This window comes from Kocuria sp. LUK, from assembly GCF_021012935.1.
GTDB lineage: Bacteria > Actinomycetota > Actinomycetes > Actinomycetales > Micrococcaceae > Kocuria > Kocuria flava.
The window spans coordinates 21,515-36,852 of record NZ_JAJMZI010000010.1; the positions used below are offsets into that span (position 1 = coordinate 21,515).

Annotated in this window: 15 protein-coding genes and 1 pseudogene; 6 read left to right on the forward strand and 10 right to left on the reverse strand. The window is 77.6% G+C overall.

Going from position 1 to position 15,338, the window contains the following annotated elements; translation table 11 throughout:
- Positions 1-17: 17 nt before the first annotated feature.
- The 4 genes from LQU92_RS15365 to LQU92_RS14585 all read right to left on the reverse strand — a co-directional run bounded on the left by LQU92_RS15365 (position 18) and on the right by LQU92_RS14585 (position 3,224).
- Positions 18-1,106 (reverse strand): glycosyltransferase family 4 protein, encoded by a 1,089-nt coding sequence (locus LQU92_RS15365; RefSeq protein WP_230781409.1) that lies wholly within the window; start codon positions 1,104-1,106, stop codon positions 18-20.
- Positions 1,099-1,509 carry a 6-carboxytetrahydropterin synthase gene (locus tag LQU92_RS14575; protein WP_230781410.1) on the reverse strand — a complete coding sequence of 137 codons (411 nt, stop codon included), beginning with the start codon at positions 1,507-1,509 and terminating at the stop codon, positions 1,099-1,101. Before LQU92_RS14575 ends, LQU92_RS15365 begins: the two co-directional genes overlap by 8 nt.
- The gene (locus LQU92_RS14580) at positions 1,497-2,537 is read right to left on the reverse strand and encodes a zinc-binding alcohol dehydrogenase (RefSeq protein WP_230781411.1); all 1,041 of its coding nucleotides are present in this window, start codon (positions 2,535-2,537) and stop codon (positions 1,497-1,499) included. Before LQU92_RS14580 ends, LQU92_RS14575 begins: the two co-directional genes overlap by 13 nt.
- A 165-nt stretch (positions 2,538-2,702) precedes the next feature.
- A complete protein-coding gene (locus LQU92_RS14585) occupies positions 2,703-3,224 on the reverse strand; it encodes a MarR family winged helix-turn-helix transcriptional regulator (protein WP_230781412.1) in 522 nt (173 codons plus the stop codon).
- Between LQU92_RS14585 and LQU92_RS14590 the strand changes: the two genes are divergently transcribed.
- Both LQU92_RS14590 and LQU92_RS14595 read left to right on the forward strand, forming a co-directional pair.
- Positions 3,223-3,873: a maleylpyruvate isomerase family mycothiol-dependent enzyme gene (locus tag LQU92_RS14590; RefSeq protein ID WP_230781413.1), complete on the forward strand. Its 651-nt coding sequence runs from the start codon at positions 3,223-3,225 to the stop codon at positions 3,871-3,873. The genes LQU92_RS14585 and LQU92_RS14590 overlap by 2 nt on opposite strands.
- A 175-nt stretch (positions 3,874-4,048) precedes the next feature.
- The gene (locus LQU92_RS14595) at positions 4,049-4,576 is read left to right on the forward strand and encodes an alpha/beta fold hydrolase (protein WP_058857905.1); all 528 of its coding nucleotides are present in this window, start codon (positions 4,049-4,051) and stop codon (positions 4,574-4,576) included.
- 68 nt (positions 4,577-4,644) lie between these two features.
- Here the strand turns inward: LQU92_RS14595 and fmdA are convergent, their stop codons facing one another.
- The 4 genes from fmdA to LQU92_RS14615 form a co-directional block, all read right to left on the reverse strand.
- Entirely contained in the window at positions 4,645-5,898 is a 1,254-nt protein-coding gene (gene fmdA / locus LQU92_RS14600; protein WP_230781414.1) for a formamidase, read from the reverse strand.
- A gap of 44 nt (positions 5,899-5,942) precedes the next feature.
- Positions 5,943-6,227 (reverse strand): zinc ribbon domain-containing protein, encoded by a 285-nt coding sequence (locus LQU92_RS14605; protein WP_230781415.1) that lies wholly within the window; start codon positions 6,225-6,227, stop codon positions 5,943-5,945.
- 278 nt (positions 6,228-6,505) lie between these two features.
- The gene (locus tag LQU92_RS14610) at positions 6,506-8,389 is read right to left on the reverse strand and encodes a peptidoglycan DD-metalloendopeptidase family protein (protein ID WP_230781416.1); all 1,884 of its coding nucleotides are present in this window, start codon (positions 8,387-8,389) and stop codon (positions 6,506-6,508) included.
- A gap of 197 nt (positions 8,390-8,586) precedes the next feature.
- The gene (locus LQU92_RS14615; RefSeq protein ID WP_230781417.1) at positions 8,587-9,108 is read right to left on the reverse strand and encodes a DinB family protein; all 522 of its coding nucleotides are present in this window, start codon (positions 9,106-9,108) and stop codon (positions 8,587-8,589) included.
- Between the two features lie 168 nt (positions 9,109-9,276).
- Between LQU92_RS14615 and LQU92_RS14620 the strand changes: the two genes are divergently transcribed.
- Both LQU92_RS14620 and LQU92_RS14625 read left to right on the forward strand, forming a co-directional pair.
- On the forward strand, positions 9,277-9,882 hold the full coding sequence (locus LQU92_RS14620; protein ID WP_230781418.1) for a YdhR family protein: 606 nt from the start codon (positions 9,277-9,279) through the stop codon (positions 9,880-9,882).
- 8 nt (positions 9,883-9,890) lie between these two features.
- Positions 9,891-11,420 carry an FAD-dependent monooxygenase gene (locus tag LQU92_RS14625; protein WP_230781419.1) on the forward strand — a complete coding sequence of 510 codons (1,530 nt, stop codon included), beginning with the start codon at positions 9,891-9,893 and terminating at the stop codon, positions 11,418-11,420.
- On the opposite strand, the gene LQU92_RS14630 is transcribed toward LQU92_RS14625, so the two are convergent.
- Positions 11,383-12,894 carry an MFS transporter gene (locus tag LQU92_RS14630; RefSeq protein WP_230781420.1) on the reverse strand — a complete coding sequence of 504 codons (1,512 nt, stop codon included), beginning with the start codon at positions 12,892-12,894 and terminating at the stop codon, positions 11,383-11,385. The two genes, LQU92_RS14625 and LQU92_RS14630, sit on opposite strands and share 38 nt — an antisense overlap.
- 122 nt (positions 12,895-13,016) lie before the next feature.
- Here LQU92_RS14630 and LQU92_RS14635 point away from each other — a divergent pair, with 122 nt between their 5' ends.
- The gene (locus LQU92_RS14635; RefSeq protein WP_230781421.1) at positions 13,017-13,562 is read left to right on the forward strand and encodes a TetR family transcriptional regulator; all 546 of its coding nucleotides are present in this window, start codon (positions 13,017-13,019) and stop codon (positions 13,560-13,562) included.
- Between the two features lie 157 nt (positions 13,563-13,719).
- On the opposite strand, the gene LQU92_RS14640 is transcribed toward LQU92_RS14635, so the two are convergent.
- Positions 13,720-14,940 carry an FAD-dependent oxidoreductase gene (locus tag LQU92_RS14640; protein ID WP_230781422.1) on the reverse strand — a complete coding sequence of 407 codons (1,221 nt, stop codon included), beginning with the start codon at positions 14,938-14,940 and terminating at the stop codon, positions 13,720-13,722.
- A 213-nt stretch (positions 14,941-15,153) separates the two neighbouring features.
- Between LQU92_RS14640 and LQU92_RS14645 the strand changes: the two are divergent.
- Positions 15,154-15,338: pseudogene (locus LQU92_RS14645) on the forward strand (polyphosphate kinase 2); the annotation flags it as partial.

The window sequence follows — 15,338 nt, forward strand, 5'->3', positions numbered from 1 at the left end:
TCGGTGGGCCGGGCGGGTCAGGACGGCGCGCGGGCCGGGGCCTCGAGCGCGGCCAGGACGTCGTGGGCGGTGTCGCTCCACCGGCGCAGCCGCCGGCGGCGGGCCAGGGCCGCGGTCCGCCACCGTGCGCGCAGGTCCGGGTCGGTGAGCCACGCGCGCAGGGCCGTCGTCCAGGCGGCGGGGTCGGCGGGGTCCAGGACGGCCCCGGCGCGCTCGGCGGGGTCGACCCCGTGCGGGGTGCCGTCGAGGGCCTCGACCGCCCCGGTGCCGGCGGGGACGAGGGCGGGCACCCCGTGGGCGAGCGCCTCGGTGACGACCATCCCGTAGGTCTCGGCGCGGGAGGGCAGCACGAGCAGGTCCGTGGCGGCCCACTGTGCCTCGAGGGCCGCACCGGTGAGCGGGCCGGGGACGCGAACCCGCGCGGGGTCGGGCAGTGCGGCCACCGCGGCGTCGACCCGGGCCCGCCACGGCGGCGGTCCCGGGGCCCCGACGAGGTCCAGGGTCCAGGCCTGCCCGCCGAGGGGGGCGAGCGCCTCGAGCAGCAGCACCTGGTTCTTCATGGGCGTGAGCGAGCCCAGGCAGGTCAGCCGGGGCGGGTCCGACCCGGCGGCGACGGGGGCGGGCTCGGTGCCGGGCACGGCCACGGCGGCGTCCTCGGTGCCGTGGCGGCGGCGCAGGTCCTCGGCGGCCCACGAGCTGGTCACCACCACGCCGGTGGCCGCGGCCAGGGCGGCCGCCTCCTGCCGCTCCAGCGCCGCGGCGTGCCGGGGGTCCAGGCCGGTCTCGAGGGCCAGGGGCAGGTGCACGAGCACGTGCACGGGCACCCCGGCGGCCACGGCGTCGGCGACGGTCCCCGGGGCGGCGCAGCCCACCAGGCCGTCGAGCAGGACCGCCCGGCCCGGGACCGGGGCCCCGAGGGCGGCGCGCAGCCGGCGGCGGGCGGCGGCGTCCGGGTGCGGCCACGCCCCGGCGACCGGCACGGTGCGGGCCTCCCGGCCGAGCCCGCGCAGCGCGGCGGCGACCCGCTCGTCGTAGAGGGAGCCACCGGTGGGCCGGTCGTCGTCGGGGACCACCACGTCGATCCGCGCGCCGGCCGGCTCAGCCACGGCCCGACCCCCCGCCGAGCACGGGCAGCTCCAGGGTGTAGGAGGCCCACGCGTCGGGGTTCTCCCGCAGCGTCACGGTCAGCCGCTCGAGACCCTCGATCCCGGCGGCGGCCGCGGCCAGCCGATCGCCGACGTGCTGGGCGATCACCTCCGTGGTGCTCAGCCGCCCGGCGAAGTCGGGGTGCTCGTCGAGGTTGCGGTGGCGCAGGCCGTCGAGGACCTGCCCGAGCAGCCCCGAGGCCATCCCGATGTCCATGACCACGCCGTGCTCGTCGAGGACGGGCCGCGCCCAGGTGGTCTCCACCTCGTAGGTCGCCCCGTGCAGGCGCTGGGCGGGGCCGAAGAACGGGTCGGGGAGGCTGTGGGCGATCATGATGTGGTCGCGGACGGTCAGGGTGAACACGCGGTCTCCTCGGTCGGTGCGGGCCCCGGGCGGGGCTGGTCGTAGGCCACCACGTGGCACAGGACGTCCGAGGGCGCCCCGGCCAGGCGGGCCATGGTCGCGGGCAGCTCCTCGAAGGACGAGCCGCCCGAGAGCAGCGCGTCGAAGCGGGGGTCGCGCAGCGCCTCGAGGGCGGTGGCGAGCCGGTCGGCGGGGGTGCGCCGGGCCCGGCGGGCGGCGGCGACGGCGCCGACCTGGCTCGCGCGGATCTGCAGGCGGCGGGCGTGGAAGTCTGCGCCCAGGGGCACCACGGGGTCGTCCTCCCCGTACCAGGACAGCTCGATCAGCTCCCCCTCGTCGCCCAGCAGCTCCAGGCCGCGGGCCAGCCCGGCGGCGGTCGAGGAGGCGTGCAGGACGAGGTCGCACTCGCCCGCGGCGTCCTGCGGGAGCACGTGGGCCACGCCCAGGCGCGCGGCGAGCGCGGCCCGCCCGGGCTGCGGGTCGACGAGCTGCAGCCGTCCCAGCGGGAAGCGGGCCAGCAGGGCCGCGACGCAGGCCCCGATCATCCCGGCGCCGACCACGGCCACCCGGTCGCCGAGCCGGGGCGCGGCCTCCCACAGGGCGTTGACGGCGGTCTCCACCGAGCCGGTGAGCACCGCCCGATCGGAGGGGACGTCGTCGGGCACGGGGGTCACGGCGTCCGCGGGCACCACGTAGCGCTCCTGGTGCGGGTGCAGGCAGAACACCCGCCGGCCCAGCAGCTCATCCGGGCCCTGCTCCACGAGGCCCACGGAGAGGTAGCCGTACTTCACCGGCCCCGGCAGCTCGCCCTCCTGGAACGGCGCGCGCATCCGCTCGCGGACCCGCTCGGGCACCTTCCCCCGGTGCACGAGCGACTCGGTGCCGCGGCTGATCCCGGAGCGCAGCGCCCGGACCAGGACCTCGCCGGGGCCCGGGGCGGGCAGCGGGGCGGGGCGCAGCTCGCCGCGGCCGGGCTCGACGGTCCAGTAGGCGCGGGGCGGACGGGAGGGGTCGGCGGCGTCGGTCATGGTCCCATTGTGGCGCTCCGGCCCCGGAGCACCACCGCATGACCACGCCCGGCCCTCCCCCTCCGCCGAGTGACCACGGTTGCGTCGGCTGACCACGGGAGCGCGGGGTCGCTCGACGGGGCCGTGGTCACTCCCGGGCCGGCGCGGCGGGGGCTGCGGGCGAGGTCAGCCGGTCGCCCCGGGCGGGTCCTCGTGGAGCTCGGCCAGCGCCCGGCGCAGCGCGGCCCAGCGGCGCGCCCCGAGCTTCCGCCGCCACCGCTCCTCCACCGCGGCGACCACGCCGGCCGCGACCGCCTGGGCGGCACGTCCCCGCGCGGCGACGACGACGAGGCGGGCCCTGGCGTCGGCGGGGTCGGGGCGCCGGACCACGTAGCCCTCCTGCTCGAGGTCCTGCACGAGCACGCTGGCGGTCTGCTTCGTGACCCCGGCGTCCTGGGCCAGCTGCACCACGCGCGTGCCCTCCGGGCCGATCCGCTGGAAGATGCGGGCCTGGGCGAAGGAGAGGTCCTCGAACCCCGCCCCGTGCAGGGCGGCCATCACCTGCCGCTCCATCTCCCGGTACGGGTAGTAGAGCAGCAGCCCGGTGTTCGTGCCGGCGTCGTCGTCGGTCGCCACGCCCCTTGACCTCCCCTGCTCCGCGGCGGACAATTTGGTCAGGAAGACTGACCACTGGAGGTAGATTACCATGGACCGCACCGCCGTCTGGGAAACCATCCACCGGGAGCGGGCGGCGCTCGCCGACCTGCTCGGGACCCTCACGCCGGAGGAGTGGGAGCACCCCACCCTGTGCCCGGGCTGGTCGGTGCGGGACGTCGCCGCCCACGTCATCTCCTCGCCCCAGGTCGGACCCGGGGACCTGCTGCGCATGCTGTGGCGCGGCCGGGGGAACGTGGACCGCGCCCTGTTCCTCGACGCCCGCCGCCGCGGCCGCCGGCCGGTCGAGCAGATCCTCGCCGACTACCGCCGCCTGGACGGCTCCCGGCGCCACCCCGTGATCACGAGCAGCCGCGAGCCGCTGGTCGACGTCCTCGTGCACACCCAGGACATCGCCCTGCCGCTGGGGCGCCGCCACCCCATGCCCCCGGAGGCGGCCCGGGCCGCGGCCGAGCGCGTGTGGTCCATGCCGTTCCCGTTCCGCGCCCGGCACCGGCTGCGGGGGCTGCACCTCGTGGCCGAGGACACCGGCTGGTCCGCCGGGCGCGGGCCGGAGGTGCGCGGGTCCACGGAGGCGCTGCTGCTCCTGCTCACCGGCCGCACAGTGGCCCTGGACCGCCTCTCCGGACCGGGCGCCGACCGCCTGCGGGAGCAGCCGGTTCCCACCTCCTCCGCCGAGTGACCACGGTCGCGTCGGCTGACCACGGGAGCGCGTGGTCAGCCGACGCGACCGTGGTCACTCACGGGCACAGGGCGGGCAAGGGCGGACCCGGGCGCCCTTGACACCCCGGAGCGGGCGCGAGGACGCTGGGTGCAGCGGTTCCTCCCGCGGCCCCGCCCCTTCCCCGAGGTGCTCCATGGTCCACCGGATCCTCTTCCTGCACGGCGCCGGCCCGCAGCCGGCCTGCAACCCCCTGCTCGAGGCGGTGCGCCGGCAGTGGCCCGAGGCCGACGTCGTCGCCCCGGCGCTGCCGCGCCCGGAGGACCCCGACCCGGACCTGTGGCAGGAGGCCATCGGGCGGGCGGTGCGGGAGATCCCCGACGAGCCGTGGGCGATCGTCGGCCACTCCCTGGGCGGGTCCGAGGCGCTGCGGTTCCTGTGCCACCGGATCCCCACGCTGCTGCAGCGGGTCGTCACCGTCGCCGCCCCGGCGTGGGACCCCGCGGACCCCGAGTGGGGCGAGCCGGGCTTCGCCCTGCCCCCGACCGCCGGCCGGACCCTGGCCGACCTCGAGATCGTCGTGGTGCACGCCGAGGACGACGACGTCGTCCCGCCCGACCACGCCCGCCGTCTGGCGGAGCAGCTGCCCTCGTCACGGCTCGTGCTGCTGCCCCGCGGCGGCCACCTGCCCACCGGGTGGACCGGGCGGGGCCTGATCCCCTGACGCCCCGACGGTTTCGGGTCCGCCGCGCACCGGCCCGCGGCGGGTGCGGCGGGCCGGGGGCGGCGGGGTCAGGCCGCGGCGTGCGGGGCGCCCGTGCCGGGGTCGATCCGGTGCGGGCCGGCCGCGGAGGGCCGGACGTCGAAGTCGAAGATCGCCGTGGGCAGGTAGACGGTCGCGCACGAGTTGGGGATGTCGACCACTCCGGAGAAGCGGCCCTCGATCGGTGCGGCCCCGAGCAACAGGTAGGCCTGCTCCGGGGAGTAGCCGAAGTTCGTGAGGTAGTCGATCGCGTGCAGGCACGCCCGCTGGTAGGCCAGCTGGGAGTCGAGGTAGCGCTGCTCGCCCTCCAGGGTCACGGACGTGCCGGAGAACGCGATCCACTCGCTGTACTGGGGGTCCGTGTTGCCGGGCAGGAAGATCGCGTTCTCGGAGACCCCGTAGGTCTCCATGCCGCCCTTGATGACGTCGACGTGGAAGTCGATGAACCCGCCCATCTCGATGGCCCCGCAGAAGGTGATCTCGCCGTCGCCCTGGGAGAAGTGCAGGTCGCCCACGGAGAAGTTCGCCCCGTCGACGAAGACGGGGTAGAACACGCGGGTGCCCTTGGTGAGGTTCTTGATGTCCTGGTTGCCGCCGTTCTCCCGCGGCGGGGCGGTGCGGGCGGCCTCCCCGGCGACCCGCTGCCGGTCGGCCTCGGGCACCCCGCCCAGCAGCGCGCCGTCCGGCTCCGGGGGCAGGGCCAGGGGCGGGACCCGGTCGGGGTCGGTGGCGATGAGCGCGCCCTCGCGCTGGTTCCAGCGCGCGAGCAGCCCGGCCGACGGCGCGGTGCCCATCAGCCCCGGGTGGACGATGCCGGTGAACGAGACCTCGGGGACGTGCCGGGAGGTCGCGGTCTGGCCGCGGAAGTCCCAGATCGCCTTGTAGGCGTCCGGGAAGCGGTCGGTGAGGAACCCGCCGCCGTTGCTCCGGGCGAAGATGCCGGTGTAGCCCCAGCCCTGGCCGGCGAGCGGCCCGGAGTCCTCCTGCGGGATCGGCCCGACGTCGAGGATGTCGACGACCAGCAGGTCCCCCGGCTTCGCGCCCTCGACGGCGAAGGGCCCGGAGAGCTTGTGCACGGTCTTCAGCGGGGCGTTGAGGATGTCCTCGGCGGAGTCGTCGTTGACGATCGCGCCGTCGAACCACTCCCGGCAGTGCACCCGGAAGGTGTCCCCGGGGCGGACCGTGGCCACCGGCGGGATCTCCGGGTGCCACCGGTTGTGCCCGACCAGCTGCTGGTCCTCGAACGGCCGTGACGAGTCCAGGGGAAAGACGAGCTCCGGCATGACGTGCCTCCTCGGTGGGATCGGTGCTTCGGGTGCGGTGCCGCTCAGGGCCGGGGAAGTCTGCGGTGGAGGGGGTTCGTGCTGCGCCGGGGGCCCGTGCGGGGGCCGGGCGGCGGGGCGGCGACGACGCCGGGCTCGCTCGCGGTGGCCTCGGTGCGCTCGATCAGGCGGGCGGCGGCGGAGCCGGTGCAGGAGAGGCCGGGGGCGCTCATCAGCCGCCGGGCGGGGGCGCCGCAGCCGGGACAGGCCTGCTCGGCGCCGGCCGCGCCCATGCTCCGCAGGGCCTCGAAGACCCCGCACGCGGGACAGCGGTACTCGTAGAGCGGCATGTGCGTCACCTCCGGGAGGCGGGCCGGTTGAGCCCGACCGTAGCCCGGGCCGTTGCGCAGGGGAAGGGCCGGCCCCGAGCCGGGGCCCGGATGACGCGCCGCGGGTCCCTCGACCGGGCGGCGACCGCCGTCGTCGGCGCAGGGATGACGGCGTGGCGGGGACGCCACGGGCGCGCGGTGACGGCCCCGTCGTCGGCGCGGCGGGAGCGGCACCGTGGAGGTGCCTCGGTGGCGCGGCGGGGCGGTGGTGCGGCCCGGTGGCGCGGCAGCCCCGGCGGCTACCCGGCGGCGGGCGTCCCGGCGGCCGGGGACGGGGCGGGCGCGGGAACCTGCTCCGTGCCGGCCGAGGCGGCGCCTCCGGTGGCCGGACCGGCCTCGGCGGCCGGTCCCGGCGCGGTGTCCGCGGGCTTCCCGGCCGGGGCGCCCGCGGCGGGCTCCCCGGCTGCGGGGCCGCTCGGGGCCTCGGGCGCGGCGGGCACGAACTGCTCCGGGTCCTCCTCGTTGGGCCGCCCGTCGCCGTCGATGTCCGGGTCGGCGGCGTTGGGCAGGCCGTCGCCGTCGAGGTCGTCGTCGAGCTCGTTGGGCACGCCGTCGCCGTCGAGGTCGGGGTCCTCGTGGTTGCTGAGGCCGTCACCGTCCAGGTCGTCGTCGACGGTGTCGTCGTCGACGTCCAGCTCGCCGTCGCCGTCCGTGTCGCGCAGCTCGTCCGGGACCCGCTCCTGCACGCCGGAGAGCGGATCGGGCTGCTCGGCGCCGGGGGCGCCGCCGTCGGCCGGGTCCCCGGGCGCGGGGGCCGGGGTGGACGGCTCGGTCGGCGCGGGGGCGGGCTGCTCGGCGCCGGGCGCGGGCGGTCCGGCGGGGTCCGGGACGGCGCCGTCCCCCGGCGCGGGGTCGGGCTGCCCGTCCGGGGTGGTCCCCGGGGCCGGCACGGTGCCCGTGCCGGGGGCCGGTGCGGGGGCCTCCTGCGCCGGGTCCTGCGCGGGCGGGGTGGTCCCGCCCGGCCGGGTGCCCGTGGCCGGTGCGTCGGCCGGGGCCTGGGGCGCCGGCTCCGCGGCGGGCCGCTCCGGCTTCCCGGTCGTCGGCTGCGGCGCGGGCTCCGTCCCGGCCGGCTCCCGCTGCTCCGGAGCCTTCTCCTGCCGCTTCTCGTCCCGCTGCGCCTTCTCCTGCTGCGCCTTCTCCTGCTGCCGCTTCCTGTCCTGCTGCGCCCTCTCCTGCTGCGCCTTCTTCTCCGCCTGCTCCGGGTCCTGCCGCTGCTTCTTCCCGTCCGCCGCCGCGTCCGCCCCGGGCGGGGGCGGGACCTCGAGGGAGTACTTGCTGCGGGAGGCGGGGATGACCCGGGAGCCGTCGAGCCAGTCGAAGGACTGCGGGTCCACCGCCCGGCCGTGGATCCAGGTCTCGAAGTGGAGGTGGGGGCCGGTGGTGCGCATCCCCGTGCTGCCGACCGAGCCCAGCTGCTCGGAGGCCGCCAGCCGGTCGCCGGTGCGCACCCGGACGTCCGCCAGGTGGTTGTAGGTGGTCTTCAGGCCGTCGGCGTGGGTGACCTCCACGCGGTTGCCGCCCCAGACGTCCCAGAAGACGGCGGTGACGGTGCCGTCGAGGGCGGCGACGACCGGCAGGCCGGCGGCGGCCGAGACGTCGGTGCCGTTGTGGAACTCGCGCCCGCCGCGGTCGGGGGCGATCCGCCACCCGAAGTCGCCGCCGGGCAGGACGACGCCCTGGGCGGGGGCGATGAGCGTGTTGACGGGCAGCTCGCCCACGTAGAGGTTCGGCGCCTCGCGGCCGGGGCGCACCGTCGAGCGGGCGCCGCGGGCCTCGTCGCCGCGGCCGGCACCGGGACGCCAGGAGTCCGTGCCGGTCCCGCCGTCGCGCACCGGGGACTCGTCGCGGTCCTCGCGGCGCGGTGCGTCCGGGGCAGCGGCCCCGTCGGGGCCGGCGGCCAGCAGCGTCCAGCTCTGTCCCGGCCGCCCGCCGGCCGCGGCGAGTCCGGCGGCCGGGCCCTGGCCGGAGCCGCCCTCCCGCTCCGCGCCGGGCTCGACCCCGGAGCTGACGGCCACGCTGAGGGCGACCAGCGCCGAGAACGCCGAGAGCGCGGCCACCGGCGACGACGCGCGGTGGCGCAGCGAGGCCGCGGCCCGGCGGCGGGCGTGGTCGCGAGACGGCATGACGGCATTCCCCCGGGTGGAGACGGACGGGCAGCAGAGGTGGAGCAGGTGCCCGGAGCGCTGGATCCAGCATGCTCAGCGTAGGTGAACGCCCCGCGGCCGCCGAGGAAACGGGCGTCCCCACTTCGGCGCGCTGTCACACTCCGTCTCAATGCGTTTACAACTTCTTGGGGGTGCCGCCGCGCGGGCGGGAGCGCTCACCAGGGACCGTGCCAGCCCTGCTCCGCCAGGCCCCGGGCGTAGCCGGCCTGACCGAGGTGCTGGGCGGCGTCGTCGAGCGTGCTGACGAGCCGGGCCCCGCGGGTGACCGGGGGATCCCACGAGCGGTCCACGACCTCGTCCAGGTCCGCGGCCGTGAGCCCGCGGACGTAGGCCGCCGTCCGCTCGACCACGGCCGCCAGGTACTCGCGCAGCAGGTCGGCCGAGTCCACCCGGACGCGGGCGACCTCCTCGGGCCCGTGGCCGAAGCCCGTGTCGGCGTCGGGCAGGTCGAGGCCGAAGCGGGCGTTCCAGCCCTGGCCGGTCCAGACCTCCTCCGTGCCGGCGAGCGCGGCGACCTGGGCGTCCTCCTGGCGCGCGGCGTGCCAGAGCAGCCAGGCGACCGGGTTCGCGCCGCCCGGCCGCGCGTGGAGGGCCTCGGCGCCCACGCCCTCGAGCACGTGGTCGGCGGCCTCGCACGGGCGGCGGGCGGCGTCCTCGAGCAGTTCCTGCGGGGTCATGGTGGTCCTTCCTCCCGGCGGGTGCGTGCCCCGAGCCTACGGCCGGCGGGCCGGCCCGCGCACCGGTCCGGCGCGTCACACGGAGGTCGTCCACCTGACCCCGTGCGCCGCCGCTCCTACACTGGTCAGCCACCGGTCGGACCGGATCCGGGACAGGGAGGCACCGGCATGGCACAGCACGAGGGCGCCGCCCCGCCCGCCCGGACGCTCGCCGCGCCCTTCGCGGGGCCCGGACGCGCCGGACGGGCGGTGGCCTCCTCCGTGGCGCGCTCCGCCGGCCTGATCGCCGGGCGGCGCCTGCACCAGCCGCGCCGGTGGCGCGGGACGCGCCTGTGCTTCGCCGACGGCACGGGCGGGCGGGTCTACCGGGAGACGGTCGTGACGCCCGCGGCCCCGGCCGGCCCGGCCGTGCTCGTGGTGGTCTTCCGGCTGCGCGGGGTGCGCGGCCCGGCCCACACCGCCTTCCGCTGGGAGAGCGAGCTGAACACCCCGCTGTTCGCCGGCTTCCCCGGGTTCGTCTCGAAGCTGTGGCTGGCCCACGACGAGCAGGGGCGCTACCGGGGCTTCTACGAGTGGGACGGGCCGGACGCGGCCCAGGCGTACGTGCTGGCGCTGGGCCGGGTGCTCTCGCTGGTGTGCGACCCGGCCACGGTGCGGGCCGTCGTCCTGCCCGGGCTGCACCGTGACGCGGTGCTGGCGGACCCTGCCGCCGCCGCCGGCCGCGGCGTCCCCGACTGGGGGCTGCTCACCGGCGTCCGGCCGGGCCGGGGCTGAGGCCGGCCGTGGCGGGCGACGGCGGGATCCTGGTGGTCGGCGCCGGGACGAGCGGGCTCGCACTGGCCCTGCAGGCCGACGCGCACGGGGCCGCGGTGCGCGTCGTGGAGCGGCGGGAGCGGCTGCGCCGCCCCTCCCGCGCGCTGATCCTGCACCCGCGCACCCTCGAGGGGCTGCGCCCGCTCGGGGTGACCGAGGCCGTCCTGGCCCGCGCCGACCGCTCTCCCGTGGTGGACCTGCACCTGGGCCGGCGGGTCGTGACCGCGCGGCTGGAGGACGTGCGGCTGCCGGGCACGGCCTTCCCGCACCCGGTGCTCGTGCGCCAGGCCGACGTCGAGGAGGTGCTTCGGGAGGCCCTGGCGGCCCGGGGCGTGCCGGTCGAGCGGGGCACCGCACTGACCGGTCTCGCGGGCCGGACCGCCGTGCTGGAGCGGGCGGGGACCCGGGAGCGGGCCCCGTTCCGGTTCCTGGCCGGGTGCGACGGCCCGGACAGCACCGCCCGGGCCCTGACCGGCGTCCCGTGGCGCGGGCGCCCGTACCGGGCCGACATCCTCCTGGCCGACCTCGAGCTCGACGGGCTCGCCCCGGACCGGGCGCACGTGGTCGCGGCGGCCGGGGGGATCGTCTTCCTCTTCGCGATCGGGGAGGCCGCCCCCTGGCGGCTGCTCGTCTCCGCCCCGGCGCGCCCCTCGGCGGTCCCGTTCGGGCAGCCGGGCCCGCCCGTGCCGGTGGAGGAGCTGCGGGCCGCGCTCACCGCGGCCGGTCTGCCCGCCCGGATCACCCGGGTGGCGTGGTCCGCGCGGGTCCGGCTGCAGCGGAGGCTGGCCGAGCGCTTCCGGGCCGGGGACGTGTTCCTGGTGGGCGACGCCGCCCACGCCCACTCCCCCGCCGGCGGCCAGGGAATGAACACCGGGATCCAGGACGCGCTGAACCTCGGCTGGAAACTGGCGTGGGCCGCCGCACCCGGGGCGGGCGGCGCGGCCCGGGAGCGGCTGCTGGAGTCCTACGAGCTCGAGCGCCGCCCCGCGGACCGCCGGGTCCTGGCCCTGACGGACGTGCTGTTCCGGGGCGAGGCCGGCACGGACGCCGTCTCCCGGCTGGCCCGCACGCGGCTGGCCCCGCTGGGGGCGCCGGCGCTGCCCGCCGTGCTGCGCACCCGGTTCCTCGTGGACCCGCCGCTGGCCGTGCTCGCGCAGCTGCGCGTGCACCACCGCGCGAGCCCGCTGTCGGTGACCAGGGGCCGGCCGCGCGGGCGGCCGCGGGCGGGCGAGCGCCTGCCGGACGGGCCGGTGCGCTGCGGCGGGCGGACGGTGCGGCTGCACGAGCTCACGGCCGCACCGGGCGTCCACGTCCTGCTCGAGCGCTCGGCCGTGGACCCCGGGCCGCTGGGGCCCGGGGTCCACGTGCACCGGCTCGAGGACCGGCCGGGGCGCGGCGGGACGGTCGTGCGCCCCGACGGGTGGGTCGGGCTGCGCGCCGACCCGCTCGAGGCCGCCGGGCTCAGCGCGTGGCTGGCCGCAGCACGCGGGCGACCGTGAGGGCCGCGAGCACGCCGACGACAGCCATGACCACGGCCGTCCAGTGCATGCCGGCCGTGAACGCCGCGAACGCCGCCTCCCGCACGGCCGGCCCCAGCGCACCGGCCTCGTCCGCGATCCCGACGGCCGCGCCCAGGGTCTCGTGGGCGGCCGCCGCGGCACCGGTGTCCAGGGCCCGGGGCAGGTCCAGGTGGTGCTGGTAGAAGGCGGTGAGCAGTCCGCCCAGCACCGCGGTGCCGGCCACCGCGCCCACCTCGTAGCCGGTCTCGGAGATCGCCGAGGCGGCCCCGGCCTTGTGCGGCGGGGCCGCGGCGAGGATGAGGTCGTTGGACAGCGTCTCGGCGAGGCCGATGCCCGTGCCCACCAGGCAGAAGGCCGCCAGGACGACGACGGGGCCCGCCGCGAGGTCCGCCAGCGCCACGCCGAGGAAGCCCGCCGCCGAGAGGAGCATGCCCGTGACGATCACGGTGCGCGGGGCGACGCGGGCCACGGCCCGCACGGCGGCGAACCCGGCGAGCACGGTGAGCACGAGGCCGGGGACCATGGTGAGCCCGGCGGTCATGGGGTCGAGGCCCACCACGAGCTGCAGGTACTGGGTGAGCATGAACAGGAACCCGTACAGGCCCACGTTGCCGAGCACGTTCACGGCCACCCCGCCGGTGAAGCCGCGCTCGCGGAAGAGCCCGAGGTCGAGCATCGGCGTGGCGAGCACGGCCTGGCGGCGGGCGAAGAGCACGCCGAAGAGCACGCCGAAGGCCGTGGCCAGCAGCCCGTCGAAGAGCCGGCCCGAGGCGGTCAGGGCCTTGATGCCGTAGACGACCGGGGTCATGGCCAGCATCGCGAGCACCACGGAGGGCACGTCCACGGGGCCGGGGCGGGGGTCGCGGGACTCGGGGATCAGCAGCGGGCCCAGCACGAGCAGCGGGACGAGCACGGGCACGGCCATGAGGAACACGGAGCCCCACCAGAAGTGGTTGAGCAGGAACCCGCCCACGATCGGCCCCAGCGCGGCGCCGCCGCTGAAGCCGGCGGCCCACACGGCGACCGCGATCCGCCGCTGGCGGGCGTCGAGGAAGATGTTACGCAGCAGGGACAGGGTCGCGGGCATGAGCATCGCGCCGAACAGGCCCATCGCGGCCCGGCCGGCCACGAGCAGCTCGGCGCTCGGGGCGAAGGCGGTCGCGGCGGAGACCAGGGCGAAGCCCGTGCCGCCGACGAGCAGCAGCCGGCGGCGGCCGACGCGGTCCCCCAGGCTGCCCATGGGGATGAGCAGCCCGGCCAGCACGAGGGCGTAGACGTCCACGATCCACAGCAGCTGCGCGCCCGTGGGCCGCAGGGCCTGGGAGACGGCGGGCAGGGCGAAGCTCAGCGCGGTGTTGTCGACCGAGACGAGCAGGACGGGGAGCATCAGGACCGCGAGCGCGGCCCACTCCCGCGCGCCCGCCGTGGGCCGGGACGTCAGCAGAGTGGTCATGGTTCACCTCCGGGGGAACGGGTCGGGGAGCGACAGCCTGAAACTGTACCGTCCAGACGGTACAGTTATTTTGCGACTGCCACAATGGGGGAAATCGCCACCACCAGGGAGGTCTTCGTCACATGCCGCGCCGGCCCGTCGCCCGGGACAAGCTCCTGGCCGCCTTCGAGCAGATCGTCCTCGACGACGGCGAGCGCGCCGCGACCCTCGACGCCGTGGCGGCCGCCGCCGGGGTGTCCAAGGGCGGGCTGCTCTACCACTTCCCGCACCGCCAGGCACTGGTGGACGCGACCCTGCAGCAGCTCGAGGAGCTCATGCAGCTGGACCTCGAGGCCATGGCCGCGGCGGAGGACGGCGCGGCCCGCTACTTCCTCACCACGTCCCTGTACGAGGACAGCCGGCTGGACCGGGCGCTCGTCGTCGCCTCCCGGCTCGTGCAGTCCGGGGACGAGAACGCGCGGGCCGCGCTCAAGCGGCTCGAGCAGTCCTGGTACGCCCTGATCCTCGCGGACGTGGGCGACCCGGTGGTGGCCACGGCGGTGCAGCAGATGGGCGACGGGCTCTACCACAACGCCTCGATCGGCCTGCTGCCCGACGCCCACGAGCAGCGCCACGCGATCCTCACCGCGCTGCTGGAGGCGGTCGATCGCCTCTCCCCCCGCCCCTGAGAAGCAGCCCGCTCCCTGCCCCTCCCCGCTCCTCCGTCCGGCCGCGAGCTCCCACGGCAGGCCCGGTACTCCACGTTCTCGAGGCCTGTGGCACGGGGTCCCGTCGCTGCGACGGGAGCTCGCGGGGAGGAGTCGGACGGGGAGGAGTCAGGAGCGGTCAGACGGGGCGGACGTGCTCCGGGCGCAGGCCGATGCCGATCGCCCGGCCCGTGAGGTGCGGCAGGAACGGCAGCGCCCGCACGAGGCCCAGCGGCACCGGCGGCCGGGAGCGGCCCCCGGGCCGGGCGGGCACGAGCCGGCGGGCCAGCAGCAGCTGGAACAGCTGGGTGGCCCGGGCGGGCCAGGCCCGGCGGCGCTGCACGCGGGCGAGGTCGCGCCCCCGCACCCCGCCCCGCAGCAGCCGGGGCCCGAGGAGGTTGGCCGCGGCCACGGCGTCCTGGATCGCGAGGTTGATGCCCACCCCGCCGGCCGGGGACATGGCGTGGGCGGCGTCGCCGAGGAACAGCAGGCCGGGACGCCACCAGCGGCGCAGGCGGTCCACGCGCACGCGCAGCAGCTTCACCTGCTCCCAGTCCCGGACCGTCCCGATCCCCTCCGCCAGGCCGGGGGCCAGGGTGCGCACCCGGTCGCGGAAGGCCTCCAGGCCCGCGGCGCGCAGGGCCTCGTGCTCGCCGGCGCGCACGATCAGGGCGGCCTGCCAGTAGCCGGTGCGGGGCAGGGCGACCACCGCGCCGTCGCCGGCGTTGAACAGCGGCTGCTCCTGCCCCTCGGCGCGGGGCAGCCGGAACCACAGGACGTCCATCCGGGACGGCGAGGAGCGCGGGACCAGACCGGCCGCCGCCCGCAGCACGGAGTCGCGGCCGTCGGCGGCCAGGACGAGGTCGGCGCGGACCTGCACGGGCGCCCCGTCGTCGTCGTGGGCCGTGACGCCCGTGCAGCGCCCGTCCGCCACGAGCAGGCCGTCGGCGGCCGTGGAGCGCAGCAGCCGGAAGCCGGGCAGGGCCAGGCCCTTCTCGGCGAGCAGGTCCAGGAAGTCCCACTGCGGCAGGAACGCGATGAACGGGCAGCGCACGGGCAGCCGGTCGAAGCGCCCGACCACGACCGCCTCCCCGCCGAGGGAGACCGTGGCCCGCTCCACGCGGGTGTGGGGCAGGGCCAGGACGTCGTCGAGCCAGCCGAGCTCGGCCATCAGCTCGAGGGTCGAGGGGTGGAGGGTGTCGCCGCGGAAGTCGCGCAGGAAGTCGGCGTGCTTCTCCAGCACCACCACGTCCACGCCCTGGCGCGCCAGCAGGACCCCCGCCATCAGCCCGGCGGGCCCGCCGCCCACCACGCAGCACGTGGTCCGCAGCCGCCGCACCGTCTGCTCCGTCGCCGCCACGGGTGCCTCCCGACCTCGCCGAACCGCCGTTGCTGCCGAGGGTCCCACCGGGGCCCCGGCCGCGCAAGGGAGATCTCCGCGCCCGGGCACCGGCGGCACCCGCCGGTGCCCGGGCGCCTCCGCGGCACCCGGCGCGAGCACGACGGTCCCGGGGGCGGGGCGGCCCGCGTAGTGTGCTTCTCAGGAGATCGTGCGCAGGAGGAGGAGCGGCTGATGCCCGACGCCAGACGGCAGTGGATGCCCGCCGACCAGTGGTCCGTGCGGGAGAACCTGCGGGAGTTCATCGACCACCTCACCGAGATGGGCTACACCGTGCCGCACGGGCACGAGGACGACCCCGACCTGATCGACCCGGGCGGCTCGGCGGTGGAGACCTGGCGGGAGGACTATCCCTACGA